The organism is Enterobacter sp. Sphag1F (assembly GCF_014193275.1).
Taxonomy (GTDB): Bacteria; Pseudomonadota; Gammaproteobacteria; order Enterobacterales; family Enterobacteriaceae; genus Pantoea; species Pantoea symbiotica.
Genome location: NZ_JACHZD010000011.1, coordinates 15,545 through 38,578, shown reverse-complemented (window position 1 = coordinate 38,578; position 23,034 = coordinate 15,545). Strand labels below are relative to the sequence as shown.

Below are 23,034 nucleotides of genomic sequence, written 5' to 3'. Positions count from 1 at the left end.
CGGAAAGACTGCACTTAACCCGCCAGCATCTGCTCCAGCTGTTCCTGCGCATCCAGCCACGCCATTTCGACCTCTTCCAGCGCGGCTTTACTCTCGGCCTGACGCTGCAGCGCCACGTTCAAGTCGGCTTTGCGGCTCTGATCGTAAATCGCGCTGTCGGCTAACTGCGCTTCGGCATCGCTGAGCTGGCCCTGCCACTTCGCCATCTGCTTCTCAAGCTTTTCGATCTCTTTGCGCAGCGGCTGTGTTTGTGCACGCAGTTCGGCGTCGCGGCGTTTCTGGTCTTTACGCGATTGCGCGCTGTTGCCGTTATCCTGCTTCGGCGCGGCATCCTGTTGCGCTTGCTGCTTCTGCAGATCGCTCAGCCACTGCTGATAATCTTCCAGATCGCCCTCAAACACATCGACCTTGCCGTCGTGCACCAGATAGAGATCGTCAGTGGTGGCGCGCAGCAGATGACGATCGTGCGAGACCACCACCAACGCGCCTTCGAAATCAATCAGCGCTTCGGTCAGCGCCTGACGCATATCGAGATCGAGGTGGTTAGTCGGTTCATCAAGCAGCAGCAGATTCGGACGCTGCCAGACAATCAATGCCAGCACCAGACGCGCTTTTTCGCCGCCGGAGAAACGTTCGGTGATTTCGCTGACTTTATCGCCCTGGAAGCCGAAGCCGCCAAGATAGTCGCGCAGCTGCTGCTCAAGGACTTTCGGCGCGATGCGTGATAAATGCTGCAACGGTGATTCATCGGCGCGCAGATATTCCAGCTGATGCTGGGCGAAGTAACCGAGCTTGATGCCTTTCGCCAGGCCAACTTTGCCATCCAGCGCCTCGAGCTCACCGGCGAGCAGTTTGATTAGCGTCGATTTACCCGCGCCGTTACGGCCCAGCAAGCCAATACGCGAACCCGGCACAAGGTTGAGTTTGATGGCGTCGAGAATGATGCGTTCGCCATAACCGGCGGTGACGCGCTCCATCTTCAATAACGGATTCGGCAAGCTTTCTGGCGCGCGGAAACTGAAGCTGAACGGGTTATCGACGTGCGCCGGCGCAATCAGCTCCATGCGCTCCAGCATTTTAATGCGGCTCTGCGCCTGTTTCGCTTTGGTGGCCTGCGCGCGGAAGCGATCAATATACTTCTGCAGGTGCGCCACTTTTTCCTGCTGGCTCTGGAACAGCGCCTGCTGTTGCGCCAGCTTGGCGACGCGTTGACGTTCGAACGAGCTGTAGTTGCCGGTGTATTCAAACATCGTTTGCTGTTCGATGTGGATGATCTTATCGACCACCGGATCGAGAAAGTCGCGGTCGTGCGAAATCAGCACCAGCGTGCCTTCGTAGCTTTTCAGCCAGCGTTCAAGCCAGATCACTGCATCGAGATCGAGGTGGTTGGTCGGTTCATCGAGCAGCAGCAGATCGGAACGGCACACCAGCGCCTGCGCAAGGTTAAGGCGCATGCGCCAGCCACCGGAGAAGTCACTCACCGGCCGCATTAATTGTTCCTGGCTAAAGCCCAAACCGTGCAACAAACTTGAGGCGCGAGCAGGTATGCTCCAGGCCTGAATCGCGTCCAGCTTGCCGTGCACCAAGGCGATGGCGTTGCCATCGTTGCGCGCATTGGCGTCGGCTAATTCGGATTCAAGCTGACGATATTCACGGTCGCCGTCGATAACATACTCCAGCGCGGGTTTGCTCAGCGCCGGGGTTTCCTGATTGACCCACGCCAACGCCCAGTTGCTCGGGAAGGTGGCGTTACCTGCATCGCTGCTGATTTCGCCCTTCAGCAATGACAGCAGCGTTGATTTGCCGCAACCATTTTTGCCCACTAGACCAACTTTCTGGCCTGGGTTAATGGTGGCTGTTGCGTTATCCAGCAGCACGTTGGTGCCGCGGCGAATTTGTAGTGCTGAAAAGACAATCATAAGCGCCGTATCGTCAGAATATGTTAATTTACCGGCAACATAATTCGAGAAAATTTGTTGCGTCGAGCATGGTAGCGGAATTCCTGTGCCGTGACGACGCTTTGGAGGGGAACGATGTCGCAGCCACCCAAAATATTGCTGCTTTACGCCCATCCGGAATCACAGGATTCGATTGCTAATCGGGTTTTGCTGCAGTCGGCTATGGAACTGGACCACGTCACGGTGCACGATTTATACGCCCACTATCCGGATTTCTTTATTGATATTCACTATGAGCAACAATTGCTGCGCGAACATCAAATCGTTGTATTCCAACATCCACTTTATACCTACAGCTGCCCGGCGCTCCTGAAGGAGTGGCTGGATCGTGTGCTGTCGCGCGGCTTTGCCAGCGGTCCGGATGGCAATGCGCTGGAAGGCAAATACTGGCGCAGCGTGGTGACCACCGGCGAACCAGAAGCGGCATATCACCATAGCGGCCTGAATCGCTATCCGATGAGTGACATTATGCGTCCGTTTGAGCTGACGGCGCAGATGTGTCGCATGCACTGGATGACGCCGATGGTGATTCACTGGGCACGTCGGCAGACGCCGGAAGTGATGCGTAATTTTGCGCGAGCGTACGGCGACTGGCTAGCTTCACCGCTGCCGCAAGGAGGTGTGTGATGGAAGGCGAAACGTTACTGACGGCGGGCGTCATTTATCTGGTTGCGGCGGTGCTGATTGTGCCGATTGCGGCGCGTCTCGGCATTGGCGCGGTGCTGGGCTATTTGCTGGCCGGTATTGCGATTGGTCCGTGGGGTTTGGGTTTCATCAGCGACGTTGAGGAGATTCTGCACTTCTCCGAACTCGGCGTGGTGTTTCTGATGTTCATCATCGGGCTGGAACTGAACCCGTCGAAACTCTGGGCGCTGCGCCGTTCTATCTTTGGCGTGGGTGCCGCTCAGGTGCTGATCTCCGCCGCCATTCTCGGCGGATTGCTGTGGCTAACCGACTTTAGCTGGCAGGCGGCGGTGATTGGCGGTATTGGCCTGGCGATGTCATCTACGGCGATGGCGCTGCAGCTGATGCGCGATAAAGGCATGAACCGCAGTGAATCGGGACAGCTCGGTTTCTCGGTGTTGCTGTTCCAGGATTTGGCGGTGATCCCCGCGTTGGCGCTGGTGCCGCTGCTGGCAGGCGGCGACAGCGGTCACGTTGACTGGTTGAAAGTCGGTATGAAAGTGCTGGCGTTCGGCGGGATGCTGATTGGTGGCCGTTATCTGCTGCGCCCGATTCTGCGCTTTATTGCCGCATCCGGTGTACGCGAAGTGTTTACTGCCGCGTCGCTGCTGCTGGTGCTGGGTTCGGCGCTGTTTATGGACGCGCTCGGCCTGTCGATGGCGCTCGGTACTTTTATCGCCGGTATTCTGTTGGCGGAAAGTGAATATCGTCACGAGTTGGAAGTGGCCATCGAACCGTTCAAAGGCTTGCTGTTGGGCTTGTTCTTTATTTCGGTTGGCATGGCGCTGAATCTCGGCGTGCTTTATACCCACATCACTGAAATTTTGTTGGGCGTGCTGATTCTGGTGACAGTGAAAACGCTGGTGCTGTACGTGCTGGGCCGTATTTATGGCCTGCGCAGCTCGGAGCGTCAGCAGTTTGCCGGTGTGTTAAGCCAGGGCGGCGAGTTTGCCTTTGTGCTGTTCTCGGCGGCGTCTTCGGCCAAAATGTTCAGCGGCGACCAAATGCCGCTGCTGCTGGTGACGGTGACGCTGTCGATGATGACCACGCCGCTGCTGATGAACGGCATCGACCGTTTACTGGCGCATCGTTTTAATGAACCCGATGAAAATGCCGAGAAGCACTTTGTCGAAGACGATCAGCCGCAGGTCATTGTGGTGGGCTTTGGTCGTTTTGGTCAGGTGGTTGGTCGTTTGCTGATGGCGAACAACAAACGCATTACGGTGCTGGAGCGCGACATCTCTGCAGTGAGCCTGATGCGTAAATATGGCTATAAGGTTTACTATGGCGACGCCACCGAGCTGGAGCTGCTGCGTGCAGCGGGCGCGGAGAATGCGCAATCCATCGTCATTACCTGTAACGATCCGGAAGATTCGATGACCATCGTGCAGCTGTGTCAGCAGCATTTCCCGCAGCTGGAAATCCTGGCGCGCGCGCGTGGACGTGTTGAGGCGCATGAACTGTTGCAGGCTGGCGTCACGCTGTTCTCACGTGAGACGTTCTCCAGTGCGCTGGAGCTGGGCCGTAAAACGCTGATCTCGCTGGGCATGCATCCGCATCAGGCGCAGCGCGCACAGCAACATTTCCGTCGTCTGGATATGCGCATGCTGCGTGAACTGGTGCCAAGCCATGATGACAGCGCGCAGGTTTCACGTGTGCGTGAGGCTCGGCGCGAGCTGGAGGATATCTTCCAGCGCGAAATGCAACACGAAAAACGCCAGTTCGACGGCTGGGATGACGAGTAGATCTATACTTACTTAATCCGTTCATTAACGACGGCAGGAAACAGTATGCGTAAACGCTTTATAGCCGGTGCGGTTTGTCCAAAGTGCCAGGCAAAAGATACCTTGGCGTTGTGGCGTGAAAACAACGTTGAAGTGGTGGAATGTGTTCAGTGCGGCCATCAGATGCGTGAAGCTGACAAGCAGGTGCGCGATCAGGTTCGCACTAACGAGCAAGTGATCGGGATTTTTCATCCTGAGTAGCGCAATGGCGCAGCTTTTTTTAAGCTTGAACTTACAGCGGGATTGAATTCCGCTACAATCGGCGCCATTAACGCTGAGCAGTATGCCGCAACACTATTGGCATCCTCAGTCTTGAACCTTTCTGGTTGGTTTATTGCACGCAAAATTGACCAATGGGACGGGATCTTAGTTCTCAACGGTTAGGAGATATCATGAAAGTAGCAAAAGACCTGGTGGTGAGCCTGGCGTATCAGGTTCGTACCGAAGACGGTGTGTTGGTTGACGAGTCACCGGTGAGTGCACCGTTGGACTATCTGCACGGTCATGGTTCCCTGATTTCTGGTCTGGAAAAAGCGCTGGAAAATCATGATGTAGGCGATAAGTTTGACGTGCATATCCCGGCGAATGACGCTTACGGTCAATACGATGACAACCTCGTACAGCGCGTACCTAAAGACGTGTTTATGGGCGTTGATGAACTGCAGGTTGGCATGCGCTTCCTGGCAGAAACCGATCAAGGTCCAGTACCGGTTGAAATCACCGAAGTTGAAGATGAGCACGTAGTGGTTGATGGTAACCACATGCTGGCGGGTCAGAACCTGAACTTCAACGTGGAAGTTGTGGCGATTCGCGCAGCGACCGAAGAAGAGCTGGCGCACGGTCATGTGCATGGCGCTGATGGGCATCATCACGATCATGACCACGACCATGGTCACGATCACGGCCAGGGCGGTTGTGGCACTGGCGGTTGCGGCTGCAGCCACTAATCAGTGTTACGCTGGCGAGGCCACCTTCGGGTGGCCTTTTCTTTTAGTAATGTGGCGGCGGCGTTTCTTCTGATTGCGAGGCAATCATCGACGGCGCGCTATCTTTCACTTTATCGATTAACAGACGGACCTGCTCACGCAGTCTGATCATCTCCAGCTCATGCTGAACCACCGTTTGATTGAGCTGATCGATGGTGTATTCCTGAAAAGCCAGCTTGCTCTCCAGCGCCTCAAGGCGTTGTTCCCATTCTGTTGGTTGCATGATCTTTCCTCATCTTGCGGTGCTGCGCGTTAGTCTGTTTCGGGCGTGATTCTACGGCCTTTCACTTCAGAATCACCTGATATTTTACCTTTCCGCGTCATGCTGCATTGAAACGGCGCATAACGCCTATATCTCTGATGAAACTTCCTGAAGCAAAAAAGGTCGGAGGTTGAACGGGTAATTACATTGTGGGAGTGTTCGCCGCTGCCACGTAAAGTTATAGTGTGGGCCTCAGTCCGCAATGATTCCCGAGGTTAGAGGCTTCGGTTTTGGAGAAAGGATGAATTCACTGTTTAAAGTCACATTGTTAGCTACCACCATGGCCTTCGCGCTGAATGCACCGCTGGCAATGGCAGCAGAAACCGCCGCTGCTCCAGCAGACGCCGCTCAGGCTGCGCCGCAAGCACCGAAAAATGCTGCCTTCAAAAACGAAGACCAGCAATCAGCCTATGCACTTGGCGCGTCCCTTGGTCGCTACATGGACAACTCTCTGAAGGAACAAGAGAAGCTGGGCATCAAACTGGATAAAGATCAGTTGATCGCGGGTGTTCAGGACGCCTTTGGCGGCAAGAGCAAACTTTCTGATCAAGAGATCGAGCAAACCCTGCAGGCCTTTGAAGGCCGCGTGAAAGGTGCAGCTCAGGCGAAGATGGAAAAAGACGCGAAAGAGAACTCCGATAAGGGCTCTGCTTACGCTGACAAGTTCGCCAAAGAAAAAGGCGTGAAGAAAACTGAATCTGGCCTGCTGTATCAGGTAGAGAAAGAAGGTACTGGCGATGTGCCTAAAGACAGCGACACTGTGGTTGTGAACTACAAAGGTACGCTGATCGACGGTACTGAGTTCGATAACTCGTATACTCGTGGCGAGCCGCTGTCGTTCCGTCTGGACGGTGTGATTCCTGGCTGGACTGAAGGTCTGAAGCACGTGAAGAAAGGCGGCAAGATCAAGCTGGTGATCCCACCGAACCTGGCTTACGGCAAAAATGGCGTTCCGGGTATTCCGGCTAACTCCACGCTGGTGTTCGATGTTGAACTGCTCGACATCAAACCCGCGCCGAAAGCGGATGAAAAAGCGCAAGCTCCAGTCGCTGGCGATCAGAAAGCGCAGTAATCTGAACTTTCTGCACCACGCCGCCTACGGGCGGCGTTTTTATTTCGGAGATAGAGGTAAAGGTCTGGCTAAAGACCATGACATTTGCCAGACTAACGCCTGCTTAACTATCACCACATGAGTCTGCCCCAATGCTGTCGAGACAGGCTCCAGCCATTTAGGGTAATGTCTTCGATGTCTAATCCATTCAATCCCGGCGAACTGACTGACTTCGATTTACTGGAGCAACGTCCGTTCGAGCAAGCAGACTACGATATCCTCAAATCATACGAAGCCGTTGTCGATGGCCTGGCGATGCTGATTGGCTCGCACTGCGAAATCGTGTTGCACTCGCTGGAAGATTTGAAGTGTTCTGCGGTGCGTATCGCCAACGGTGAACATACCGGGCGTAAAGTGGGTTCGCCGATTACCGATTTGGCCCTGCGTATGCTGCACGATATGCACGGTGCAGATAGCAATGTCTCCAGAGCCTACTTCACGCGCGCGAAAAGCGGCGTGCTGATGAAATCGGTCACTATCGCGATTCGTAATCGTCAGCAGCGCGTCATTGGCTTGCTGTGCATCAATATGAACCTCGACGTTCCATTCTCGCAAATTATGTCGACCTTTATGCCGCCGGAAATGCAGCAGGTGGATTCCAACGTCAACTTTGCCAGCTCGGTGGAAGACCTGGTGATGCAGACGCTTGAGTTCGCAATAGAAGAAGTGAGCGCTGACCGTAACGTTTCTAACAATGCCAAGAATCGCCAGATCGTGCTCAATATGTATGAAAAGGGCATCTTCGACATTAAAGACGCGATTAACCAGGTGGCTGACCGCCTCAATATCTCCAAGCACACGGTTTACCTCTACATTCGCCAGTTTAAAAGCGGTGATTTTCAGGGGCAGGATCGCTAATGCGCTACACCTTGCTGGTCACCGGACCGGCATACGGCACGCAACATGCCAGTAGCGCGCTGCTGTTTGCGCGTGCGTTAGTCAAGGCCGGACATCAGCTGGAAAGCGTGTTCTTCTATCGTGAAGGCGTGTTGAACGCCAACCAACTGAGCGCGCCGGCCAGCGATGAAGTGGATATGGTGCGTGAATGGCAGCAACTGCGCGCTGAAAGTGGCGCCGCGTTGAATATCTGCGTGGCCGCAGCACTTCGTCGTGGAGTAACCAACGCGCAGGAAGCCGCGCGCTTACAACTGGCGGGCAGCAATTTACAGCCAGGTTTTGAACTCAGCGGTTTGGGCGCATTGGCTGAAGCCGCGCTCGGCTGCGATCGTCTGGTGCAATTCTAATGAACCGCGTGGCGTTTCTTTTTACTCAGGCACCGCACGGAAGTAGTGCGGGCAGGGAAGGGCTCGATGCGGTACTTGCGACGGGCGCGCTAAGCGAAGATATCGGTCTGTTCTTTATCGGTGATGGCGTGCTGCAGCTCAATCGCGACCAGCAACCCGAGCAGATTCTGGCGCGCAACTACATCGCTACCTTTGGCGTGCTTGCGCTGTACGATATCGACCAGTGTTTTGTCTGCGCCGATTCGCTGCTGGCGCGCGGACAAAGTTTAGCGGCTGAACGTGTGTTGGCTGCTGAGGCGCTGGATGCTGCATCGCTACGTGAGAAGCTGGCTACCTATCATCGTGTTATTCGATTCTGAGAACTGATCATGCTCTACACGTTGCTGCAATCTCCCTGGCAATGCGATATCGATAGCCTGCTGCTTTTATTGCAGGAAGGCGACGATCTGCTTTTATTGCAGGATGGCGTGACTGCCGCTTTGGCCGGTAGCCAGATGTTAACCAGGCTCAGCGCATCGCCGGCTACGCTGTGGGTATTAGAAGAAGATGTGGCGGCGCGCGGCCTGACTGAGCAAATTTCGACCAAGGTAGCACGTTTAGACTATACTGGTTTCGTTGCGTTGACAGCGAAGCACCAACAACAAGTGGCCTGGTAAGAGCGAAAACCTGGTTATTTCTTGACACCCTTTTGACACAGCCCTAAAATTCTGCCTCCTCGTAGTAATACGAGGCGATTTATTACGTGTTTACGAAGCAAAAAGCTAAATCCCAGGAGCTATTTAATGGCAACAGTTAACCAGCTGGTTCGCAAACCACGCGTACGCAAAGTTGCAAAGAGCAACGTGCCTGCGCTGGAAGCTTGCCCGCAGAAACGTGGTGTATGTACTCGTGTGTACACCACTACCCCTAAAAAACCAAACTCAGCACTGCGTAAAGTTTGCCGTGTGCGTTTGACTAACGGTTTTGAAGTTACCTCCTACATCGGCGGTGAAGGTCATAACCTGCAGGAGCACTCAGTGATCCTGATCCGTGGCGGTCGTGTTAAAGACTTGCCAGGTGTGCGTTACCACACCGTTCGTGGCGCGCTGGACTGCTCAGGTGTTAAAGACCGTAAGCAGTCACGCTCCAAATACGGCGTGAAGAAGCCAAAGGCTTAATGGTTCTCCGTTAAGTAAGGCCAAACGTTTTAACTTAAATGTCAAACTAAACTCGTAGAGTTTTGGACAATCCTGAATTAACAACGGAGTATTTCCATGCCACGTCGTCGCGTCATTGGTCAGCGTAAAATTCTGCCGGATCCTAAGTTCGGATCAGAGCTGCTGGCTAAATTTGTAAATATCCTGATGGTAGATGGTAAAAAATCTACTGCTGAATCTATCGTCTATACCGCGCTTGATACCCTGGCTCAACGCGCTGGTAAAGATGGCCTGGAAGCGTTCGAGGTTGCTCTCGAAAACGTACGTCCGACTGTCGAAGTTAAGTCACGTCGCGTTGGTGGTTCTACCTACCAGGTTCCAGTTGAAGTCCGTCCGGTTCGTCGTAATGCCCTGGCAATGCGTTGGATCGTAGAAGCTGCTCGTAAACGCGGTGATAAATCTATGGCTCTCCGCCTGGCGAACGAACTTTCTGATGCTGCAGAGAACAAAGGTACTGCAGTTAAGAAACGTGAAGACGTTCACCGCATGGCTGAAGCCAACAAGGCGTTCGCACACTACCGCTGGTAACAGCAACGTAGTTGTTATAAACCCAGCGGGCGTCCCAGTGACTCACCTGCTGGGCTTTTTTAACTTAGAACGTCTAAGAATCAGAGGAATCAAATGGCTCGTAAAACACCCATTGAGCGCTACCGTAACATTGGTATCAGTGCGCACATCGACGCCGGTAAGACTACAACTACCGAACGTGTTCTGTTCTACACCGGTGTAAACCACAAAATCGGTGAAGTTCATGACGGCGCAGCAACCATGGACTGGATGGAGCAGGAGCAGGAACGTGGTATTACCATCACGTCCGCTGCGACTACCTGTTTCTGGTCTGGTATGGCTAAGCAGTTTGAACCACACCACGTAAACATCATCGACACCCCGGGACACGTTGACTTCACCATCGAAGTTGAGCGTTCTATGCGTGTGCTTGATGGCGCAGTAATGGTTTACTGTGCAGTTGGTGGTGTTCAGCCACAGTCTGAAACCGTATGGCGTCAGGCTAACAAATATAAAGTTCCACGCATCGCGTTCGTTAACAAAATGGACCGTATGGGTGCTAACTTCCTGAAAGTTGTTGACCAGATGAAAGTGCGCTTGGGTGCAAACCCAGTTCCACTTCAGCTGGCTATCGGCGCAGAAGAAGGTTTCACCGGTGTTGTTGACCTGGTGAAAATGAAAGCGATCAACTGGAACGATGCCGATCAGGGCGTTACCTTCGTTTACGAAGATATCCCAGCTGATATGCAGGAACTGGCTGAAGAGTGGCGTGCAAATCTGGTTGAAGCCGCTGCTGAAGGTTCTGATGAGCTGATGGAGAAATTCTTCGGCGGTGAAGAACTGACAGAAGAAGAGATCAAAACTTCTCTGCGTAAGCGCGTTCTGAAAAACGAAATCATCCTGGTTACCTGTGGTTCTGCATTTAAGAACAAAGGTGTTCAGGCGATGCTGGATGCGGTAGTTGAATACCTGCCAGCACCGACTGACGTTACCGCGATTAACGGTATGCTGGACGACGGTAAAGACACGCCGGCTGAGCGTCATTCCGATGACAAAGAGCCGTTTGCTGCACTGGCGTTCAAAATCGCTACCGACCCGTTTGTTGGTAACCTGACCTTCTTCCGCGTTTACTCTGGTGTTGTTAACACCGGTGACACCGTGTACAACCCGGTTAAGTCAAACCGTGAGCGTCTGGGCCGTATCGTTCAGATGCACGCGAACAAACGTGAAGAAATCAAGGAAGTTCGTGCAGGCGATATCGCCGCTGCGATCGGTCTGAAAGACGTAACTACTGGTGACACCCTGTGTGACCCAGACAACGTCATCATTCTTGAGCGTATGGAATTCCCTGAGCCGGTAATCTCTATCGCCGTTGAGCCGAAAACCAAAGCTGACCAGGAAAAAATGGGTCTGGCTCTGGGTCGTCTGGCGAAGGAAGATCCATCATTCCGCGTATGGACTGATGAAGAAACCAACCAGACCATCATCGCTGGTATGGGTGAGCTGCACCTCGACATCATCGTTGACCGCATGAAGCGTGAATTCAACGTTGAAGCGAACGTCGGTAAACCTCAGGTTGCTTACCGTGAAGCGATTCGCGCGAAAGTTACCGATATCGAAGGTAAACACGCCAAGCAGTCTGGTGGTCGTGGTCAGTACGGTCATGTTGTTATCGACATGTACCCACTGGAGCCAGGTGTTAACCCGAAAGGTTACGAATTTGTCAACGATATCAAGGGCGGTGTGATTCCAACTGAATACATCCCTGCGGTTGATAAAGGTCTCCAGGAGCAGCTGAAATCAGGTCCACTGGCTGGTTATCCGGTAGTTGATCTGGGTGTTCGTCTGCACTTCGGTTCATACCATGATGTCGACTCCTCTGAGCTGGCGTTTAAACTGGCTGCATCTTTGGCCTTTAAAGATGGCTTTAAGAAAGCACAACCAGTGCTGCTTGAGCCAATCATGAAGGTTGAAGTAGAGACTCCGGAAGAGAACACCGGTGACGTTATCGGTGACCTTAGCCGTCGTCGTGGTATGCTCAAAGGACAGGAATCTAACGCTACTGGCGTTCAGATCCATGCTGAAGTTCCGCTGTCTGAAATGTTCGGATATGCAACCCAGCTGCGTTCTCTGACCAAAGGCCGTGCTTCTTACTCCATGGAGTTCCTGAAGTACGATGATGCGCCGAACAACGTCGCTCAGGCCGTTATTGAAGCTCGTAGCAAATAAGCTACGGTTTAAAAATTGTGAACTGATGCCTTCATGACTCATGAAGGCACAACGTAAGGAATTATCGCCATGGCGAAAGAGCAATTTCAGCGTAACAAACTGCACGTAAACGTCGGCACCATCGGTCACGTTGACCATGGTAAAACCACTCTGACTGCAGCAATCACCACCGTTCTGGCTAAAACCTACGGCGGTAAGGCAAGCAAATTCGACGAGATCGATAAAGCGCCAGAAGAGAAAGCACGTGGTATCACCATCAACACTTCTCACGTTGAATATGAAACCCCGAATCGCCACTATGCGCACGTTGACTGCCCAGGCCACGCCGATTATGTGAAAAACATGATCACCGGTGCTGCACAGATGGATGGCGCTATCCTGGTTGTTGCTGCGACTGATGGCCCAATGCCACAGACCCGTGAGCACATCCTGCTGGGTCGTCAGGTTGGCGTTCCTTACATCATCGTGTTCCTGAACAAGTGCGACATGGTTGATGATGAAGAGCTGCTGGAACTGGTAGAGATGGAAGTACGTGACCTGCTGTCAGCATATGACTTCCCAGGCGACGACACTCCAATCGTACGTGGTTCTGCTCTGAAAGCGCTGGAAGGCGACGCTGAGTGGGAAGCTAAGATCATTGAACTGGCTGGTCATCTGGATACCTATATCCCAGAGCCAGTACGTGCAATCGACAAGCCGTTCCTGCTGCCAATCGAAGACGTATTCTCAATCTCTGGCCGTGGTACTGTTGTTACCGGTCGTGTTGAGCGCGGTATCGTTAAAGTGGGCGACGAAGTTGAAGTTGTTGGCCTGAAAGATACTGTTAAATCAACCTGTACTGGCGTTGAAATGTTCCGCAAACTGCTGGACCAGGGTCAGGCAGGCGAGAACTGTGGTGTTCTGCTGCGTGGTATCAAGCGTGAAGACATCGAGCGTGGTCAGGTTCTGGCTAAGCCGGGTTCAATCAAGCCACATACCCAGTTCACTTCAGAAGTTTACGTTCTGTCTAAAGATGAAGGCGGCCGTCATACTCCGTTCTTCAAAGGCTACCGTCCTCAGTTCTACTTCCGTACTACTGACGTGACCGGTGACGTTCAACTGCCAGAAGGCGTTGAAATGGTAATGCCAGGCGACAACGTAAAAATGACCGTAACTTTGATCAAGCCAATCGCTATGGATCAGGGTCTGCGTTTCGCAATCCGTGAAGGCGGCCGTACTGTTGGTGCGGGTGTTGTTGCTGAAATTATCGCTTAATTGCGTTAATGTCGATGGCTGTTTCGGCAGTCATCGCAGCATGAAAAAGAGCACTTCGGTGCTCTTTTTTTATGTCTGAATTTTGCCGTTTCGATTAATCCCACATAAAAGCTGCGTTTGAAATAAAAACCATTCTCATTTACAATTTGATCATAAATTGTACGGGAGTCCGCAGTAAATGTACGTCTGCTTGTGTAATGCCGTGAGTGATAAAACTCTGCGCGAAGTGGTTCGCCGCTATCAACCCAAATCGATTCAACAATTGCGCCAGTTGGTGCCCATTGGCAAGCAATGTGGGAAGTGCGTGCGCTTTGCGCGGGAAATTATGGAAGATGAACTGCAAAACGTGCCGCTCTACAAAGAGATAGCCTGATAACTTAATCCTGCACTTCACAATACCCACAATAACCGTCGCGTTTTTTGACTTCCTTTCATCCGCATCTACGCTCTATTTAGTTGGAAGCGGAGGAAGCAAAATGAAGGGCGACGGTAAAATCATAAATCATCTCAACAAATTGCTGGGGAATGAACTGGTTGCGATTAATCAGTACTTCCTTCATGCGCGTATGTTCAAAAATTGGGGTCTGACCCGGCTCAATGACGTTGAGTATCATGAGTCGATCGATGAAATGAAGCATGCGGACAAGTACATCGAACGCATTCTTTTTCTCGAAGGGATTCCTAACCTGCAAGATCTCGGTCGATTACGCATCGGTGAAGACGTGCCGGAGATGCTGCAGTCTGACCTGGCATTAGAACTGGAAGGCGCCAAGGATTTGCGCGAGGCAATAGCCTATGCCGACAAGGTTCATGATTACGTCAGCAGAGACATGATGATTGAAATTCTCACGGAAGAGGAGGGGCACATAGACTGGCTGGAAACTGAACTCGATCTGGTGAACAAAGTCGGCCTGCAAAATTATCTTCAGTCTCAATTAAAAGATCAGAACGAACATTAGTCTTATGTCCAACCAGCAATGTTATGCAAGCCCGCGCCAGTCAAAAACGATTGCTGCGGGTTTTTTTGGGCTAAAGCCAGATAGATGTGGTTAAAAACACAACACGGGTTGCTTCCTAAACAGATTTACGTATAATGCGCGGGCCTGCCGATATTGGTGCGGCGCGATTCGAGCAGAATCGCAGGGGATAGCTGTCTATGTATCGCCTAACAATACTCCCAATTGGGGAGTTATATGCTGAACGATTACACTCCTCCATCAATCGTAATGGATGTGGGTAGTAATTCTTTTCGTTTATAAAATGTTTGGAGCCTTGGTCTCATGTCGAACCAAAGAATCCGTATCCGTCTTAAAGCGTTTGATCATCGCCTGATCGATCAATCAACCGCGGAAATCGTTGAGACTGCCAAGCGCACTGGTGCGCAGGTACGTGGTCCGATCCCGCTGCCAACCCGCAAAGAGCGTTTTACCGTTCTGATCTCTCCGCACGTTAACAAAGACGCGCGTGATCAGTACGAAATCCGCACTCACAAGCGTCTGGTAGACATCGTTGAGCCAACTGAAAAAACCGTTGATGCTCTGATGCGTCTGGACCTGGCTGCCGGTGTTGACGTGCAGATCAGCCTGGGTTAATCAGGTCATCGAGCGATTGAGAGGTTGATACAATGATTGGTTTAGTCGGTAAAAAAGTGGGTATGACCCGCATCTTCACTGAAGATGGCGTTTCAATCCCAGTAACCGTTATCGAAGTTGAAGCAAACCGCGTTACTCAGGTCAAAGGCCTGGACAACGATGGTTACCAAGCTATCCAGGTTACCACCGGTGCTAAAAAAGCAAGCCGTGTGAGCAAGCCTGAAGCAGGTCATTTTGCTAAAGCTGGCGTTGATGCTGGCCGTGGTCTGTGGGAATTCCGCACCGAAGGTGAAGATTTCTCTGTTGGCCAGAGCATCAGTGTTGAGATTTTCGCTGACGTTAAAAAAGTAGACGTTACCGGTACCTCTAAAGGTAAAGGTTTCGCAGGTACCGTTAAGCGCTGGAACTTCCGTACCCAGGACGCTACACACGGTAACTCCTTGTCACACCGCGTTCCGGGTTCTATCGGTCAGAACCAGACTCCGGGCAAAGTGTTCAAAGGCAAGAAAATGGCTGGTCAGCTGGGTAATGAGCGCGTAACCGTTCAGAGCCTGGAAGTAGTACGTGTTGACGCTGAGCGCAACCTGCTGCTGGTCAAAGGTGGCGTCCCGGGTGCAACTGGGTGCGATCTGATTGTTAAACCAGCTGTGAAGGCGTAAGGGGATAGCAATGGAATTAGTACTGAAAGACGCGCAGAGCGCGCTGACTGTTTCCGAAACTACCTTCGGTCGTGATTTCAACGAAGCGCTGGTTCACCAGGTTGTTGTTGCTTATGCCGCTGGTGCTCGTCAGGGTACTCGTGCGCAGAAGACTCGTGCTGAAGTTACTGGTTCAGGTAAAAAGCCTTGGCGCCAGAAAGGTACCGGCCGTGCGCGTTCAGGTTCTGTAAAGAGCCCGATCTGGCGTTCAGGTGGCGTGACCTTCGCTGCACGTCCACAGGACCACAGTCAAAAAGTTAACAAAAAGATGTACCGCGGCGCGCTGAAAAGCATCCTGTCCGAGCTGGTACGTCAGGACCGTCTGATCGTTGTCGAGACGTTCTCTGTAGAAGCGCCTAAAACTAAGCTGCTGGTACAGAAACTGAAAGACATGGCGCTGCAAGATGTGCTGATCATCACCGGTGAACTGGATGAGAATCTGTTCCTGGCTGCGCGTAACCTGTACAAGGTTGACGTGCGTGATGCAGCGGGCATCGACCCAGTTAGCCTGATCGCCTTCGACAAAGTCGTTATGACTGCGGAAGCAGTTAAGCAAGTTGAGGAGATGCTGGCATGATCCGTGAAGAACGTCTGCTGAAAGTAGTGCGTGCACCGCACGTATCAGAAAAAGCATCTACTGCGATGGAAAAAACCAATACCATCGTTCTCAAAGTTGCTAAAGACGCGACCAAAGCAGAGATCGTTGCTGCTGTTGAGAAGCTGTTCGAAGTGGAAGTTAAAGACGTAAACACCCTGGTAGTTAAAGGGAAAGTTAAGCGTCACGGACAGCGTATCGGTCGTCGTAGCGACTGGAAAAAAGCTTACGTCACCCTGAAGGAAGGCCAGAATCTGGACTTCGTCGGCGGCGCTGAGTAAGTCGGAGGAGAAAGACAATGGCAGTTGTTAAATGTAAACCGACATCTCCGGGTCGTCGCCACGTAGTTAAAGTGGTGAACCCAGAGCTGCACAAGGGCAAACCATTTGCTCCGCTGGTAGAAAAAAACAGCAAATCCGGTGGTCGTAACAACAATGGTCGTATCACTACCCGTCATATCGGTGGTGGTCACAAGCAGGCTTACCGTATTGTTGACTTCAAACGCAACAAAGATGGTATCCCAGCAGTTGTTGAGCGTCTTGAGTACGATCCGAACCGTTCTGCGAACATCGCACTGGTTCTGTACAAAGATGGCGAGCGCCGTTACATCCTGGCCCCTAAAGGCCTGAAAGCCGGCGATCAGATTCAATCTGGCGTTGATGCTGCGATTAAAGCAGGTAACACCCTGCCGATGCGTAACATCCCGGTGGGTTCTACCGTTCATAACGTAGAAATGAAACCAGGCAAAGGCGGTCAGATTGCTCGCTCAGCTGGTACTTACGTGCAGATCGTTGCGCGTGAAGGTTCCTACGTTACCCTGCGTCTGCGTTCAGGCGAAATGCGCAAAGTTGAATCCGAATGTCGTGCAACTCTCGGCGAAGTCGGCAACTCTGAGCACATGCTGCGCGTACTGGGTAAAGCTGGTGCAACCCGTTGGCGTGGTGTTCGTCCTACCGTTCGCGGTACTGCGATGAACCCAGTCGATCACCCGCACGGTGGTGGTGAAGGTCGTAACTTTGGTAAGCACCCGGTAACTCCGTGGGGCGTTCAGACCAAAGGTAAGAAGACCCGTAGCAACAAGCGTACTGATAAATTTATCGTACGTCGCCGTAGCAAATAATTTTAGAGGATAAGCCATGCCACGTTCTCTCAAGAAAGGTCCTTTTATTGACCTGCACTTGCTGAAGAAGGTAGAGAAAGCGGTGGAAAGCGGTGACAAGAAGCCCCTGCGCACTTGGTCCCGTCGTTCAACGATCTTCCCTAACATGATCGGTTTGACCATCGCTGTCCATAATGGTCGTCAGCACGTTCCTGTCTTTGTTTCCGACGAAATGGTCGGCCACAAACTGGGTGAATTTGCACCGACACGTACTTATCGCGGCCATGCTGCAGATAAGAAAGCCAAGAAGAAATAAGTAGGAGGAAGAGATGGAAACTATTGCTCAACATCGCCATGCTCGTTCTTCTGCTCAGAAGGTTCGCCTGGTGGCAGACCTGATTCGCGGTAAGAAAGTGTCGCAGGCTCTGGATATTCTGACCTACACCAACAAGAAAGCTGCTGTGTTGGTTAAGAAAGTCCTGGAATCTGCCATTGCGAACGCCGAACACAACGATGGCGCTGATATCGACGATCTGAAAGTCGCGAAAATCTTCGTAGACGAAGGCCCAAGCATGAAGCGCATTATGCCGCGTGCGAAAGGTCGTGCAGATCGCATCCTGAAGCGCACCAGCCACATTACTGTGGTTGTGTCCGATCGCTGAGACTCTGGAGACTAGCAATGGGTCAGAAAGTACATCCTAATGGTATTCGCCTGGGTATTGTAAAACCATGGAACTCTACCTGGTTTGCGAACACCAAAGAATTCGCTGACAACCTGGACAGCGATTTTAAAGTCCGTCAGTTCCTTACTAAGGAACTGTCTAAAGCGTCTGTATCTCGTATCGTTATCGAGCGTCCGGCTAAGAGCATCCGTGTGACTATTCACACTGCTCGCCCGGGTATCGTTATCGGTAAGAAAGGTGAAGACGTAGAAAAACTGCGTACGGTCGTCGCGAAAATCGCTGGCGTTCCTGCACAGATCAACATCGCCGAAGTGCGTAAGCCGGAACTGGACGCTAAATTGGTTGCTGATAGCATCACTTCACAGCTGGAGCGTCGTGTGATGTTCCGTCGTGCTATGAAGCGTGCTGTACAGAACGCAATGCGTCTGGGCGCGAAGGGTATTAAAGTTGAAGTCAGCGGCCGTTTGGGCGGTGCCGAGATCGCACGTACCGAATGGTACCGTGAAGGTCGCGTACCGTTGCACACACTGCGTGCAGACATTGACTACAACACCTCTGAAGCGCACACCACTTATGGTGTAATCGGCGTTAAGGTATGGATCTTCAAAGGCGAGATCCTGGGTGGTATGGCTGCTGTTGAACAACCGGAACCGGCTGCTCAACCTAAAAAGCAGCAGCGTAAAGGCCGTAAGTAAGGAGAGTCGCTGATGTTACAACCAAAGCGTACGAAATTCCGTAAAGTGCACAAAGGCCGCAACCGTGGTCTGGCGCAAGGTACGGATGTCAGCTTCGGTACTTTCGGTCTGAAAGCTGTTGGCCGTGGTCGTCTGACTGCTCGTCAGATCGAAGCAGCACGTCGTGCTATGACCCGTGCAGTTAAGCGTCAAGGTAAAATTTGGATCCGTGTATTCCCGGACAAACCAATTACCGAGAAGCCGCTGGAAGTGCGTATGGGTAAAGGTAAGGGTAACGTGGAGTATTGGGTTGCCCTCATTCAACCGGGTAAAGTCCTGTATGAAATGGACGGCGTTCCGGAAGAGCTGGCCCGTGAAGCCTTCAAGCTGGCAGCAGCAAAACTGCCTATCAAAACCACCTTTGTTACTAAGACGGTGATGTAATGAAAGCAAATGAGCTGCGTGAAAAAAGCGTTGAAGAGCTGAACACTGAGCTTCTTAACCTGCTGCGTGAGCAGTTTAACCTGCGCATGCAAGCAGCATCCGGCCAACTTCAGCAAACCCATCTGCTGAAAGAAGTTCGTCGTAATGTTGCACGTGTTAAGACTTTACTGACTGAGAAGGCGGCGTAATGACCGATAAAATCCGTACTCTGCAGGGTCGTGTTATTAGTGACAAAATGCAGAAATCTGCAGTTGTTGCTATCGAACGTGTCGTGAAACACCCGATCTACGGTAAATTCATCAAGCGTACGACTAAGCTGCACATCCATGACGAGAACAACGAATGTGGTATTGGTGACGTGGTAGAAATCCGCGAAACCCGTCCACTGTCTAAGACTAAGTCTTGGGCGTTGGTTCGCGTTGTAGAGAAAGCGGTTCTGTAATAGAATCCGCTTCCTCTAAAAAATAAAATGAACGGCTCGTCTGAGCCGTTCATTTTTTCTACCCATGTGCGAGAACCGGTGTTATAATGCCGCGCCCTCAATTATGGGGCTTTTTAACGACCTGAGGTTTGGGTCCCGAAGTAGTAGTTGACATTAGCGGAGCACTAAAATGATCCAAGAACAGACTATGCTGAACGTCGCCGACAACTCCGGTGCACGTCGCGTAATGTGTATCAAGGTTCTGGGTGGCTCGCACCGTCGCTACGCAGGCGTCGGCGATATCATCAAAGTGACCATCAAGGAAGCAATTCCTCGTGGCAAGGTGAAAAAAGGTGATGTCCTGAAAGCGGTAGTGGTGCGCACCAGGAAGGGTGTTCGTCGCCCGGACGGTTCTGTCATTCGCTTCGATGGTAATGCATGCGTTATTTTAAACAATAACAGCGAGCAACCTATCGGTACGCGTATTTTTGGGCCGGTAACTCGTGAACTTCGTACTGAAAAGTTCATGAAAATTATCTCTCTGGCACCAGAAGTACTCTAAGGAGCGAGCAATGGCAGCGAAAATCCGTCGTAACGACGAAGTTATCGTGCTTACCGGCAAAGACAAAGGTAAACGCGGTAAAGTAAAGAACGTCCTGACTTCTGGTAAAGTCATCGTTGAAGGTATCAACCTGGTTAAGAAACATCAGAAGCCGGTTCCGGCCCTGAACCAACCAGGTGGCATCGTTGAGAAAGAAGCTGCTATTCAAGCTTCCAACGTTGCACTCTTCAATGCGGCAACCGGCAAGGCTGACCGTGTAGGCTTTAGATTCGAAGACGGCAAAAAAGTCCGTTTCTTCAAGTCTAATAGCGAAACTATCAAGTAATTTGGAGTAGTACGATGGCGAAACTGCATGATTACTACAAAGACGAAGTAGTCCAGAAACTCATGACAGAGTTCGGCTACAATTCTGTCATGCAAGTCCCTCGGGTCGAGAAGATCACCCTGAACATGGGTGTTGGTGAAGCGATCGCTGACAAGAAACTGCTGGATAACGCAGCAGCTGACCTGGCAGCAATCTCCGGTCAAAAACCGCTGATCACCAAAGCACGCAAATCAGTTGCAGGCTTCAAAATCCGTCAGGGCTATCCGATCGGCTGTAAAGTAACTCTGCGCGGTGAGCGTATGTGGGAGTTCTTTGAGCGTCTGATCACTATTGCTGTACCACGTATTCGTGACTTCCGCGGTTTATCTGCGAAGTCGTTCGATGGTCGTGGTAACTACAGCATGGGCGTTCGTGAGCAGATCATCTTCCCAGAAATCGATTATGACAAAGTCGATCGCGTTCGTGGTTTGGATATTACCATTACCACTACTGCGAAATCTGATGATGAAGGCCGTGCTCTGCTGGCTGCCTTTGAATTCCCATTCCGCAAGTAAGGTAGGGTTACTTAATGGCTAAGCAATCGATGAAAGCACGCGAAGTTAAGCGTGTGAAATTAGCAGACAAGTTCTTCGCCAAGCGCGTAGAACTGAAAGCGATCATTTCTGATGTGAACGCATCCGACGAAGATCGTTGGGATGCCGTTCTCAAGCTGCAGAGTCTGCCGCGTGATTCCAGCCCTTCCCGTCAGCGTAACCGCTGCCGTCAGACAGGTCGTCCGCACGGTTTCTTGCGGAAGTTTGGGTTGAGCCGTATCAAGGTCCGTGAAGCCGCAATGCGCGGTGAAATCCCGGGTCTTAAAAAGGCTAGCTGGTAATTGTCACCATTTGAATCACGGGAGTAACACAGATGAGCATGCAAGATCCGATCGCGGATATGCTGACCCGTATCCGTAACGGTCAGGCCGCGAACAAAGTTGCGGTCTCTATGCCTTCCTCCAAGCTGAAAGTGGCAATTGCCAACGTGCTGAAGGAAGAAGGCTATATTGAAGATTTTAAAATCGAAGGCGATATCAAGTCTGAGCTGGAAGTTACTTTAAAGTATTTCCAGGGCAAGGCTGTGGTAGAGAGCATTCAGCGTGTTAGTCGTCCAGGTCTGCGCATCTATAAGAAAAAAGATGAGCTGCCAAAAGTAATGGCTGGTCTGGGCATCGCTGTAATCTCTACCTCTAAAGGTGTCATGACTGATCGTGCAGCGCGCCAAGCTGGTCTTGGTGGCGAAATTATCTGCTACGTAGCGTAATCGGAGGAATAAAATGTCTCGTGTTGCAAAAGCACCTGTCGTTGTTCCTGCGGGCGTAGAGGTAAAACTCAGCGGTCAGGAAGTTTCGATCAAAGGCAAAAACGGCGAGCTGACTCGTACTATCAACAGTGCTGTAGAAGTTAAGCATGCAGACAACGCCCTGACTTTCGCTCCACGCGAAGGTTATGCGGATGGTTGGGCACAAGCAGGTACTGCTCGTGCGCTGCTGAACGGCATGGTTATCGGTGTTACCGAAGGCTTCACCAAGAAGCTGCAACTGGTTGGTGTTGGTTATCGTGCAGCTGTTAAAGGCAACTCTGTGAGCTTGGCCCTGGGCTTCTCTCACCCTGTTGACCATGCACTGCCGGCCGGCATCACTGCTGAATGTCCAACTCAGACTGAGATCGTGCTGAAAGGCGCTGATAAACAGCTGATTGGTCAGGTTGCAGCTGATCTGCGCGCCTACCGTCGTCCTGAGCCTTATAAAGGCAAGGGTGTTCGTTACGCCGACGAAGTCGTGCGTACCAAAGAGGCTAAGAAGAAGTAAGGTAACACTATGGATAAGAAATCTGCTCGTATCCGTCGTGCGACCCGTGCACGTCGCAAGCTCAAAGAGCTGGGTGCTACTCGCCTGGTGGTACATCGTACCCCGCGTCATATTTACGCACAGGTGATCGCCCCGAACGGTTCCGAAGTTCTGGTTGCTGCTTCTACTGTAGAAAAAGCTATTGCCGAACAACTGAAGTATACCGGTAACAAAGACGCCGCTGCAGCTGTAGGTAAAGCTCTGGCTGAGCGCGCTGTTGAGAAAGGCATTACTAATGTCTCTTTCGACCGTTCCGGGTTCCAATATCATGGTCGTGTCCAGGCACTGGCAGATGCTGCCCGTGAAGCTGGCCTTCAGTTCTAAGGTAGAGGTCTAAGATGTCAAACATCGAGAAACAAGCTGGCGAACTGCAGGAAAAACTGATCGCGGTAAACCGTGTATCTAAAACTGTAAAAGGTGGTCGTATTTTCTCCTTCACCGCACTGACTGTAGTGGGTGATGGTAACGGCCGCGTTGGTTTTGGTTACGGTAAAGCGCGTGAAGTTCCAGCAGCGATCCAGAAAGCGATGGAGAAAGCCCGTCGCAATATGATTAACGTCGCGCTGACTCACGGCACCCTGCAGCACCCTGTTAAAGGTGCTCACACAGGTTCTCGTGTGTTCATGCAGCCAGCTTCTGAAGGTACCGGTATCATCGCCGGCGGTGCAATGCGCGCTGTTTTAGAAGTTGCTGGAGTACATAACGTTCTGGCTAAAGCGTATGGTTCTACTAACCCGATTAACGTGGTTCGTGCAACTATCGATGGCCTGGGCAATATGAATTCTCCGGAAATGGTCGCTGCCAAGCGTGGTAAATCCGTTGAAGAAATTCTGGGGTAATC

36 protein-coding genes are annotated in these 23,034 nt (G+C 51.8%); 34 read left to right on the top strand and 2 right to left on the bottom strand.

Going from position 1 to position 23,034, the window contains the following annotated elements:
* Window positions 1–14: 14 nt before the first annotated feature.
* Window positions 15–1,919, bottom strand: coding sequence for an ABC transporter ATP-binding protein (locus FHW71_RS23485; RefSeq protein WP_179453209.1), 1,905 nt, complete (start codon window positions 1,917–1,919; stop codon window positions 15–17).
* A gap of 114 nt (window positions 1,920–2,033) precedes the next feature.
* Between FHW71_RS23485 and kefG the strand changes: the two genes are divergently transcribed.
* The 4 genes from kefG to slyD all read left to right on the top strand — a co-directional run bounded on the left by kefG (window position 2,034) and on the right by slyD (window position 5,373).
* Complete coding sequence (gene kefG / locus FHW71_RS23480) at window positions 2,034–2,585, top strand: glutathione-regulated potassium-efflux system ancillary protein KefG (protein ID WP_061719708.1); 552 nt, start codon at window positions 2,034–2,036, stop codon at window positions 2,583–2,585.
* Window positions 2,585–4,387: a glutathione-regulated potassium-efflux system protein KefB gene (gene kefB, locus FHW71_RS23475; RefSeq protein ID WP_008101837.1), complete on the top strand. Its 1,803-nt coding sequence runs from the start codon at window positions 2,585–2,587 to the stop codon at window positions 4,385–4,387. The genes kefG and kefB overlap by 1 nt, the downstream gene beginning before the upstream one ends.
* Window positions 4,388–4,432: 45 nt before the next feature.
* A complete protein-coding gene (locus tag FHW71_RS23470; RefSeq protein ID WP_179453208.1) occupies window positions 4,433–4,627 on the top strand; it encodes a YheV family putative zinc ribbon protein in 195 nt (64 codons plus the stop codon).
* Window positions 4,628–4,818: 191 nt separating this feature from the next.
* Window positions 4,819–5,373: a peptidylprolyl isomerase gene (gene slyD, locus FHW71_RS23465; RefSeq protein ID WP_049851962.1), complete on the top strand. Its 555-nt coding sequence runs from the start codon at window positions 4,819–4,821 to the stop codon at window positions 5,371–5,373.
* 43 nt (window positions 5,374–5,416) lie between these two features.
* On the opposite strand, the gene FHW71_RS23460 is transcribed toward slyD, so the two are convergent.
* Window positions 5,417–5,635 carry a protein SlyX gene (locus FHW71_RS23460; protein WP_008102200.1) on the bottom strand — a complete coding sequence of 73 codons (219 nt, stop codon included), beginning with the start codon at window positions 5,633–5,635 and terminating at the stop codon, window positions 5,417–5,419.
* Between the two features lie 280 nt (window positions 5,636–5,915).
* On the opposite strand from FHW71_RS23460, the gene fkpA reads away from it, so the two are divergent.
* From fkpA to rpsE, 30 genes are all read left to right on the top strand, one after another.
* Entirely contained in the window at window positions 5,916–6,746 is an 831-nt protein-coding gene (gene fkpA / locus FHW71_RS23455; protein ID WP_008102198.1) for an FKBP-type peptidyl-prolyl cis-trans isomerase, read from the top strand.
* A gap of 174 nt (window positions 6,747–6,920) precedes the next feature.
* On the top strand, window positions 6,921–7,643 hold the full coding sequence (locus FHW71_RS23450; RefSeq protein WP_007886240.1) for a transcriptional regulator: 723 nt from the start codon (window positions 6,921–6,923) through the stop codon (window positions 7,641–7,643).
* Window positions 7,643–8,029, top strand: a complete 387-nt coding sequence (tusD, locus tag FHW71_RS23445; RefSeq protein ID WP_179453207.1) for a sulfurtransferase complex subunit TusD — start codon at window positions 7,643–7,645, stop codon at window positions 8,027–8,029. Before FHW71_RS23450 ends, tusD begins: the two co-directional genes overlap by 1 nt.
* Window positions 8,029–8,388: a sulfurtransferase complex subunit TusC gene (gene tusC / locus FHW71_RS23440; protein WP_179453206.1), complete on the top strand. Its 360-nt coding sequence runs from the start codon at window positions 8,029–8,031 to the stop codon at window positions 8,386–8,388. The genes tusD and tusC overlap by 1 nt, the downstream gene beginning before the upstream one ends.
* A 9-nt stretch (window positions 8,389–8,397) precedes the next feature.
* A complete protein-coding gene (tusB, locus tag FHW71_RS23435; RefSeq protein WP_061719703.1) occupies window positions 8,398–8,685 on the top strand; it encodes a sulfurtransferase complex subunit TusB in 288 nt (95 codons plus the stop codon).
* Window positions 8,686–8,811: 126 nt separating this feature from the next.
* Window positions 8,812–9,186: a 30S ribosomal protein S12 gene (gene rpsL / locus FHW71_RS23430; RefSeq protein WP_006120575.1), complete on the top strand. Its 375-nt coding sequence runs from the start codon at window positions 8,812–8,814 to the stop codon at window positions 9,184–9,186.
* 96 nt (window positions 9,187–9,282) lie between these two features.
* Window positions 9,283–9,753 carry a 30S ribosomal protein S7 gene (gene rpsG / locus FHW71_RS23425; RefSeq protein WP_007886246.1) on the top strand — a complete coding sequence of 157 codons (471 nt, stop codon included), beginning with the start codon at window positions 9,283–9,285 and terminating at the stop codon, window positions 9,751–9,753.
* A 93-nt stretch (window positions 9,754–9,846) separates the two neighbouring features.
* On the top strand, window positions 9,847–11,961 hold the full coding sequence (gene fusA, locus FHW71_RS23420) for an elongation factor G (RefSeq protein WP_008102189.1): 2,115 nt from the start codon (window positions 9,847–9,849) through the stop codon (window positions 11,959–11,961).
* Window positions 11,962–12,030: 69 nt separating this feature from the next.
* Complete coding sequence (tuf, locus tag FHW71_RS23415) at window positions 12,031–13,215, top strand: elongation factor Tu (protein WP_179453205.1); 1,185 nt, start codon at window positions 12,031–12,033, stop codon at window positions 13,213–13,215.
* 178 nt (window positions 13,216–13,393) lie between these two features.
* Entirely contained in the window at window positions 13,394–13,588 is a 195-nt protein-coding gene (bfd, locus tag FHW71_RS23410) for a bacterioferritin-associated ferredoxin (protein ID WP_008104746.1), read from the top strand.
* A gap of 103 nt (window positions 13,589–13,691) precedes the next feature.
* A complete protein-coding gene (gene bfr, locus FHW71_RS23405; RefSeq protein ID WP_179453204.1) occupies window positions 13,692–14,174 on the top strand; it encodes a bacterioferritin in 483 nt (160 codons plus the stop codon).
* Between the two features lie 321 nt (window positions 14,175–14,495).
* Window positions 14,496–14,807, top strand: coding sequence for a 30S ribosomal protein S10 (gene rpsJ, locus FHW71_RS23400; protein ID WP_006120582.1), 312 nt, complete (start codon window positions 14,496–14,498; stop codon window positions 14,805–14,807).
* Window positions 14,808–14,839: 32 nt separating this feature from the next.
* Window positions 14,840–15,466, top strand: coding sequence for a 50S ribosomal protein L3 (gene rplC, locus FHW71_RS23395; RefSeq protein ID WP_008104741.1), 627 nt, complete (start codon window positions 14,840–14,842; stop codon window positions 15,464–15,466).
* Between the two features lie 10 nt (window positions 15,467–15,476).
* Complete coding sequence (gene rplD, locus FHW71_RS23390; protein ID WP_007891650.1) at window positions 15,477–16,082, top strand: 50S ribosomal protein L4; 606 nt, start codon at window positions 15,477–15,479, stop codon at window positions 16,080–16,082.
* Window positions 16,079–16,381: a 50S ribosomal protein L23 gene (gene rplW / locus FHW71_RS23385; RefSeq protein ID WP_007891652.1), complete on the top strand. Its 303-nt coding sequence runs from the start codon at window positions 16,079–16,081 to the stop codon at window positions 16,379–16,381. The genes rplD and rplW overlap by 4 nt, the downstream gene beginning before the upstream one ends.
* 17 nt (window positions 16,382–16,398) lie before the next feature.
* Window positions 16,399–17,220 carry a 50S ribosomal protein L2 gene (gene rplB, locus FHW71_RS23380; RefSeq protein WP_007891654.1) on the top strand — a complete coding sequence of 274 codons (822 nt, stop codon included), beginning with the start codon at window positions 16,399–16,401 and terminating at the stop codon, window positions 17,218–17,220.
* Between the two features lie 16 nt (window positions 17,221–17,236).
* Window positions 17,237–17,515 carry a 30S ribosomal protein S19 gene (gene rpsS, locus FHW71_RS23375; protein ID WP_001138115.1) on the top strand — a complete coding sequence of 93 codons (279 nt, stop codon included), beginning with the start codon at window positions 17,237–17,239 and terminating at the stop codon, window positions 17,513–17,515.
* Window positions 17,516–17,528: 13 nt separating this feature from the next.
* Window positions 17,529–17,861, top strand: coding sequence for a 50S ribosomal protein L22 (rplV, locus tag FHW71_RS23370; protein ID WP_007891659.1), 333 nt, complete (start codon window positions 17,529–17,531; stop codon window positions 17,859–17,861).
* 17 nt (window positions 17,862–17,878) lie between these two features.
* A complete protein-coding gene (gene rpsC / locus FHW71_RS23365; RefSeq protein WP_007891660.1) occupies window positions 17,879–18,577 on the top strand; it encodes a 30S ribosomal protein S3 in 699 nt (232 codons plus the stop codon).
* 12 nt (window positions 18,578–18,589) lie between these two features.
* Window positions 18,590–19,000 carry a 50S ribosomal protein L16 gene (rplP, locus tag FHW71_RS23360; RefSeq protein ID WP_002438716.1) on the top strand — a complete coding sequence of 137 codons (411 nt, stop codon included), beginning with the start codon at window positions 18,590–18,592 and terminating at the stop codon, window positions 18,998–19,000.
* Complete coding sequence (rpmC, locus tag FHW71_RS23355) at window positions 19,000–19,188, top strand: 50S ribosomal protein L29 (RefSeq protein WP_007891662.1); 189 nt, start codon at window positions 19,000–19,002, stop codon at window positions 19,186–19,188. Before rplP ends, rpmC begins: the two co-directional genes overlap by 1 nt.
* Window positions 19,188–19,442 (top strand): 30S ribosomal protein S17, encoded by a 255-nt coding sequence (gene rpsQ, locus FHW71_RS23350; protein ID WP_008104738.1) that lies wholly within the window; start codon window positions 19,188–19,190, stop codon window positions 19,440–19,442. The genes rpmC and rpsQ overlap by 1 nt, the downstream gene beginning before the upstream one ends.
* 169 nt (window positions 19,443–19,611) lie before the next feature.
* Window positions 19,612–19,983 (top strand): 50S ribosomal protein L14, encoded by a 372-nt coding sequence (gene rplN, locus FHW71_RS23345; protein WP_006120590.1) that lies wholly within the window; start codon window positions 19,612–19,614, stop codon window positions 19,981–19,983.
* A 10-nt stretch (window positions 19,984–19,993) separates the two neighbouring features.
* Window positions 19,994–20,308 carry a 50S ribosomal protein L24 gene (gene rplX, locus FHW71_RS23340; RefSeq protein ID WP_007891664.1) on the top strand — a complete coding sequence of 105 codons (315 nt, stop codon included), beginning with the start codon at window positions 19,994–19,996 and terminating at the stop codon, window positions 20,306–20,308.
* A gap of 14 nt (window positions 20,309–20,322) precedes the next feature.
* The gene (rplE, locus tag FHW71_RS23335) at window positions 20,323–20,862 is read left to right on the top strand and encodes a 50S ribosomal protein L5 (protein ID WP_007891665.1); all 540 of its coding nucleotides are present in this window, start codon (window positions 20,323–20,325) and stop codon (window positions 20,860–20,862) included.
* Between the two features lie 14 nt (window positions 20,863–20,876).
* Complete coding sequence (rpsN, locus tag FHW71_RS23330) at window positions 20,877–21,182, top strand: 30S ribosomal protein S14 (protein WP_007891666.1); 306 nt, start codon at window positions 20,877–20,879, stop codon at window positions 21,180–21,182.
* 32 nt (window positions 21,183–21,214) lie between these two features.
* Window positions 21,215–21,607, top strand: a complete 393-nt coding sequence (gene rpsH, locus FHW71_RS23325; RefSeq protein WP_007891668.1) for a 30S ribosomal protein S8 — start codon at window positions 21,215–21,217, stop codon at window positions 21,605–21,607.
* A 13-nt stretch (window positions 21,608–21,620) separates the two neighbouring features.
* Entirely contained in the window at window positions 21,621–22,154 is a 534-nt protein-coding gene (rplF, locus tag FHW71_RS23320; protein WP_008104735.1) for a 50S ribosomal protein L6, read from the top strand.
* Between the two features lie 9 nt (window positions 22,155–22,163).
* Window positions 22,164–22,517, top strand: coding sequence for a 50S ribosomal protein L18 (rplR, locus tag FHW71_RS23315; RefSeq protein ID WP_008104733.1), 354 nt, complete (start codon window positions 22,164–22,166; stop codon window positions 22,515–22,517).
* Window positions 22,518–22,531: 14 nt separating this feature from the next.
* Window positions 22,532–23,032 carry a 30S ribosomal protein S5 gene (gene rpsE, locus FHW71_RS23310; RefSeq protein ID WP_007891679.1) on the top strand — a complete coding sequence of 167 codons (501 nt, stop codon included), beginning with the start codon at window positions 22,532–22,534 and terminating at the stop codon, window positions 23,030–23,032.
* Window positions 23,033–23,034 lie beyond the last annotated feature (2 nt).

What these genes read in the sequence shown, in the direction of transcription:
- rplF (WP_008104735.1), top strand. Translation starts at nt 21,621, where the DNA reads ATGTCTCGTGTTGCAAAAGCACCTGTCGTTGTTCCTGCGGGCGTAGAG.
- FHW71_RS23470 (WP_179453208.1), top strand. Translation starts at nt 4,433, where the DNA reads ATGCGTAAACGCTTTATAGCCGGTGCGGTTTGTCCAAAGTGCCAGGCA.
- rplD (WP_007891650.1), top strand. Translation starts at nt 15,477, where the DNA reads ATGGAATTAGTACTGAAAGACGCGCAGAGCGCGCTGACTGTTTCCGAA.
- rplE (WP_007891665.1), top strand. Translation starts at nt 20,323, where the DNA reads ATGGCGAAACTGCATGATTACTACAAAGACGAAGTAGTCCAGAAACTC.
- rplW (WP_007891652.1), top strand. Translation starts at nt 16,079, where the DNA reads ATGATCCGTGAAGAACGTCTGCTGAAAGTAGTGCGTGCACCGCACGTA.
- kefG (WP_061719708.1), top strand. Translation starts at nt 2,034, where the DNA reads ATGTCGCAGCCACCCAAAATATTGCTGCTTTACGCCCATCCGGAATCA.
- rpsE (WP_007891679.1), top strand. Translation starts at nt 22,532, where the DNA reads ATGTCAAACATCGAGAAACAAGCTGGCGAACTGCAGGAAAAACTGATC.
- slyD (WP_049851962.1), top strand. Translation starts at nt 4,819, where the DNA reads ATGAAAGTAGCAAAAGACCTGGTGGTGAGCCTGGCGTATCAGGTTCGT.
- rpsC (WP_007891660.1), top strand. Translation starts at nt 17,879, where the DNA reads ATGGGTCAGAAAGTACATCCTAATGGTATTCGCCTGGGTATTGTAAAA.
- bfd (WP_008104746.1), top strand. Translation starts at nt 13,394, where the DNA reads ATGTACGTCTGCTTGTGTAATGCCGTGAGTGATAAAACTCTGCGCGAA.
- rplP (WP_002438716.1), top strand. Translation starts at nt 18,590, where the DNA reads ATGTTACAACCAAAGCGTACGAAATTCCGTAAAGTGCACAAAGGCCGC.
- fusA (WP_008102189.1), top strand. Translation starts at nt 9,847, where the DNA reads ATGGCTCGTAAAACACCCATTGAGCGCTACCGTAACATTGGTATCAGT.
- tuf (WP_179453205.1), top strand. Translation starts at nt 12,031, where the DNA reads ATGGCGAAAGAGCAATTTCAGCGTAACAAACTGCACGTAAACGTCGGC.
- rpsJ (WP_006120582.1), top strand. Translation starts at nt 14,496, where the DNA reads ATGTCGAACCAAAGAATCCGTATCCGTCTTAAAGCGTTTGATCATCGC.
- rpmC (WP_007891662.1), top strand. Translation starts at nt 19,000, where the DNA reads ATGAAAGCAAATGAGCTGCGTGAAAAAAGCGTTGAAGAGCTGAACACT.
- rpsS (WP_001138115.1), top strand. Translation starts at nt 17,237, where the DNA reads ATGCCACGTTCTCTCAAGAAAGGTCCTTTTATTGACCTGCACTTGCTG.
- rplX (WP_007891664.1), top strand. Translation starts at nt 19,994, where the DNA reads ATGGCAGCGAAAATCCGTCGTAACGACGAAGTTATCGTGCTTACCGGC.
- tusD (WP_179453207.1), top strand. Translation starts at nt 7,643, where the DNA reads ATGCGCTACACCTTGCTGGTCACCGGACCGGCATACGGCACGCAACAT.
- rpsQ (WP_008104738.1), top strand. Translation starts at nt 19,188, where the DNA reads ATGACCGATAAAATCCGTACTCTGCAGGGTCGTGTTATTAGTGACAAA.
- rpsG (WP_007886246.1), top strand. Translation starts at nt 9,283, where the DNA reads ATGCCACGTCGTCGCGTCATTGGTCAGCGTAAAATTCTGCCGGATCCT.
- tusC (WP_179453206.1), top strand. Translation starts at nt 8,029, where the DNA reads ATGAACCGCGTGGCGTTTCTTTTTACTCAGGCACCGCACGGAAGTAGT.
- rplR (WP_008104733.1), top strand. Translation starts at nt 22,164, where the DNA reads ATGGATAAGAAATCTGCTCGTATCCGTCGTGCGACCCGTGCACGTCGC.
- FHW71_RS23450 (WP_007886240.1), top strand. Translation starts at nt 6,921, where the DNA reads ATGTCTAATCCATTCAATCCCGGCGAACTGACTGACTTCGATTTACTG.
- rplV (WP_007891659.1), top strand. Translation starts at nt 17,529, where the DNA reads ATGGAAACTATTGCTCAACATCGCCATGCTCGTTCTTCTGCTCAGAAG.
- rplB (WP_007891654.1), top strand. Translation starts at nt 16,399, where the DNA reads ATGGCAGTTGTTAAATGTAAACCGACATCTCCGGGTCGTCGCCACGTA.
- rpsN (WP_007891666.1), top strand. Translation starts at nt 20,877, where the DNA reads ATGGCTAAGCAATCGATGAAAGCACGCGAAGTTAAGCGTGTGAAATTA.
- fkpA (WP_008102198.1), top strand. Translation starts at nt 5,916, where the DNA reads ATGAATTCACTGTTTAAAGTCACATTGTTAGCTACCACCATGGCCTTC.
- rpsL (WP_006120575.1), top strand. Translation starts at nt 8,812, where the DNA reads ATGGCAACAGTTAACCAGCTGGTTCGCAAACCACGCGTACGCAAAGTT.
- FHW71_RS23460 (WP_008102200.1), bottom strand. Translation starts at nt 5,635, where the DNA reads ATGCAACCAACAGAATGGGAACAACGCCTTGAGGCGCTGGAGAGCAAG.
- rpsH (WP_007891668.1), top strand. Translation starts at nt 21,215, where the DNA reads ATGAGCATGCAAGATCCGATCGCGGATATGCTGACCCGTATCCGTAAC.
- rplN (WP_006120590.1), top strand. Translation starts at nt 19,612, where the DNA reads ATGATCCAAGAACAGACTATGCTGAACGTCGCCGACAACTCCGGTGCA.
- bfr (WP_179453204.1), top strand. Translation starts at nt 13,692, where the DNA reads ATGAAGGGCGACGGTAAAATCATAAATCATCTCAACAAATTGCTGGGG.
- FHW71_RS23485 (WP_179453209.1), bottom strand. Translation starts at nt 1,919, where the DNA reads ATGATTGTCTTTTCAGCACTACAAATTCGCCGCGGCACCAACGTGCTG.
- rplC (WP_008104741.1), top strand. Translation starts at nt 14,840, where the DNA reads ATGATTGGTTTAGTCGGTAAAAAAGTGGGTATGACCCGCATCTTCACT.
- tusB (WP_061719703.1), top strand. Translation starts at nt 8,398, where the DNA reads ATGCTCTACACGTTGCTGCAATCTCCCTGGCAATGCGATATCGATAGC.
- kefB (WP_008101837.1), top strand. Translation starts at nt 2,585, where the DNA reads ATGGAAGGCGAAACGTTACTGACGGCGGGCGTCATTTATCTGGTTGCG.